The sequence below is a fragment of the Luteibacter sp. P4_E6 genome, from assembly GCF_056401535.1.
The window spans coordinates 1-2980 of record NZ_JBFUJE010000481.1; the positions used below are offsets into that span (position 1 = coordinate 1).

Consider the following 2980-nt stretch of genomic DNA (forward strand, 5'->3'; position numbering starts at 1 on the left):
CGCCTTCGAAGCGATCCGTCGTGACGATGTTGACGACACCGCCGATGGCATCGGAGCCGTAGATCGACGAGGCGCCATCCTTGAGGACTTCGATGCGCTCGACGATCGCCACGGGAATGGTGGAGAGGTCGGTAAGGCCGTTAAGGCTGGTGGTCCAGCGACGGCCGTTGACCAGGATCAAGGTACGCACGGCGCCAAGGTTACGCAGGTTGGCGTAGCGGCCACCGGCGTCGGTGCTGGATGAGAGCGTGTCCTGCGGTGTGACTTCCGGCGTCCCCGCGGACGGAATACGGCCGATGACATCGGCCAGGCTGGTGAGGCCCGTGTCGCGGATGGCCTGGCGATCCATGGTGAAGACGGGCTGGGCGGTTTCGACGTCGGTGCCGCGGATTCGCGAACCGGTGACGCTGACGTTCACCGGCGCAAGCATCTCGGCGGACGGACTGGTCTCTTGGGCGCGGACGCCAACGTTGAGCAAACAGGCTCCGAGCGCTACGGCAAGCGCTACGCGTCGCCCTGCGACGAGGCGCTTGTGCCCGGAATTGACGTACATACCCTGAAGCCTCCCAAGCCCCGCCATACCCCACCCGGGCTCGACGATCCCCCGAAGATAACGCGTGCGGCGTGACGGCGGCAACCGGCGGAAGTCATGCTCTCCTTCCGCCGGCCGCCTCCTGGCTCGTTACTGGGTCGATGCCGTCGTCTGCGGCTGGCCGGGGCCGATGTTCTTCTCCAGGAACGCCGCGAGCCGGTTGTACATCTCCTCGACATTGGCTGGCTTGACGAAGCCGTGGCGCTCGTCGGCCTTGGTCAGCGTCTCGTACGGCTTGTGCGCCGCGTCCAGGGCCGCACGCATGGCCTTGAACTGGGCAAACGGGGCGCGCTGGTCGTCTTCGCCGTGAATCAGGAATACCGGCACGTCGATCTTGTCGGCGAGATGGACCGGGGAGTTCGCCTCCAGGTCGGCCTCGTCCCGGCCGATGACGCGGGTGAGGTAGTTGACGCCCGACTTCTTCTCCTGGATGTCGCCCTTGTTGTACATCATGTCCAGATCGTAAATGCCATCGTAGGCCACGGCGCACTTGAACACGCCCGGTGCGCGCACCGGGGTCATCAGGGCCGAATAGCCGCCGAAGCTGGCGCCGAAGACGCACACCCGCTTCGGGTCGGCATAGTTCTGCGCGATCGCCCACTTCACGCCGTCGATCAGGTCTTCCTGAATCCGCGTGCCCCACTTCAGGAAGCCGGCGGTTTCAAAGCTCGTCCCGCGCAGCGCCGAGCCCCGGTAATTCACCTGCAGCACGAGATAGCCGCGGCTGGCCAGGAACTGCGCGTTAGTGTCGTAGTACCACTCGTCGGCGATGCCGTGAGGGCCACCGTGGGGCAACAGCACCATCGGCAAATCGGCCTCCGGGCGACCCTTCGGGAAGGTGAGGATGGCCTCGAGTTCCAGGCCGTCGCTGGCCTTGAAGTGGAGGGGACGCCGCTCGGACATCGTCGCCGGGTCGATCCACGGCTTCGCATCGAACAGCTTGCTGACCTTGTAGGTTTTGGTATCGATGAGCATGTAGCGGCCGGGTTCGCGGTCGCTCGTCACCTCGAACATCAGTTGGCCGCCGTCCCGACTGAAGTCGACGAACTTGACGAAGGTGCCTGGAAACTTCAGCGACAAGGCCATATGAAGCTTCGAGATCGGCGCCTGCGGGTCGATGTATTCAACCTTCGGAATGCCCGTGTCGACGATCGTGCCGAAGGGACGCAGGGGCGCCGGCGTCCACAGGCCGCCTGGGGATACCTTGCCGAAGTCGTCCTTACGGATGACCTTGAGGTTGCTGCCGTCCTCGTCCTCTTCAATGAGCTCGCCGCCCCGGCCTTCGGGGCTTGCGACGGCATAGAACCGTTTGTCGTTGTTCGCCACGGAAGCCAGGGGCCGCAAGCCGCGATGTTCCTGATCGAGGGCGAGCTTCGCCCAGCCGCCGCCCTCGCGGTGGTACACCGCCCACTTGTAGTCGATACCATCGCCGTAAGCGAAGCGCGCCGTGCCATCGGGCGCGATCATGAAGTTCATGTTGGGCTGGCCGATGTCGGCCAGCTGCTTGCGTGCGCTCGTCTGCGCATCGATGTCGTATAGGGTGCTGCGTTCCTGGTCGTTCCACAGGGTGGCGCGCGCGTAGAAGTGGCCGTTCGCGTCGATCGGTGCGCCTTCGAGGGTGCCCCACCCGCGGTCGATCGCACGCGTGGCGTTGCGCCTGCCGACGGCTTCGTAACCGAAGAGGTAATCCGGGTTTTTGCCATTGACGTCGATGGCCATCAGCTCGCCGGTGTACGAAGCCTGCCCGATCGAGCCGTCGATCTTGCCGCGCGCAACCACCAGTCGGGTGTTGCTGGCCCAAAGCATGTTCGCTGGTGTTTCGTAGGGCGGCATGCGGATCAGGGTCACCGRCGTGGTCATGTCGCCGACCTTGTAGATCGCCAGGCCATCGGTCTTGCCGTCGGGATCGTGGAAGGCCATGGAGACGTACTGGCCGTCCGGCGAAAGGCGGGGCTCGGTGAGTGGCATCCGGYGGGCGAAGTCCGCCACCGGGATCAACTCGGCCGCACCGGCGGCGGTCGTGACAAGGCAAAGCGCGGCCAGCAACGGCCGCACGAAACGGTGATTCATCGTTTACTCCCCTGATGGTGCATCCATGTCGGCGCCCGGTCTCCGGATAGCTCCGTGAGCCGGGCGCCCGCGTGTTACTGCGTCGACGCTGTCGCCTGCTGTCCGCTGCCTATGTTCTTGTCGAGGAATGCCTGCAGCTTGTTATAGAACTCCTCGATGTTCTCCGGCTTGACGAACCCGTGCTTCTCGCCGGACTTGGTGAGGACTTCATAGGGCTTGTGGGCAGCATCCATCGCCGCGCGCATGGCCTTGAACTGGGCGAAGGGCACGCGCTCGTCATCCTCGCCGTGAACCAGCAGGACCGGCACGGTGATCTTG

General features: G+C 64.7%; 3 protein-coding genes. All 3 read right to left on the reverse strand.

From position 1 onward, the window contains the following. Positions 1-553: TonB-dependent receptor plug domain-containing protein (locus AC1DT2_RS19530; protein WP_477298129.1), on the reverse strand; the 553-nt coding region annotated here is incomplete at its 3' end. A gap of 129 nt (positions 554-682) precedes the next feature. Further along, on the reverse strand, positions 683-2662 hold the full coding sequence (locus AC1DT2_RS19535; RefSeq protein WP_477298130.1) for an alpha/beta hydrolase family protein: 1980 nt from the start codon (positions 2660-2662) through the stop codon (positions 683-685). Positions 2663-2736: 74 nt separating this feature from the next. Beyond that, a partial coding sequence (locus tag AC1DT2_RS19540) for a prolyl oligopeptidase family serine peptidase (RefSeq protein WP_477298131.1) occupies positions 2737-2980 on the reverse strand: 244 nt, incomplete at its 5' end.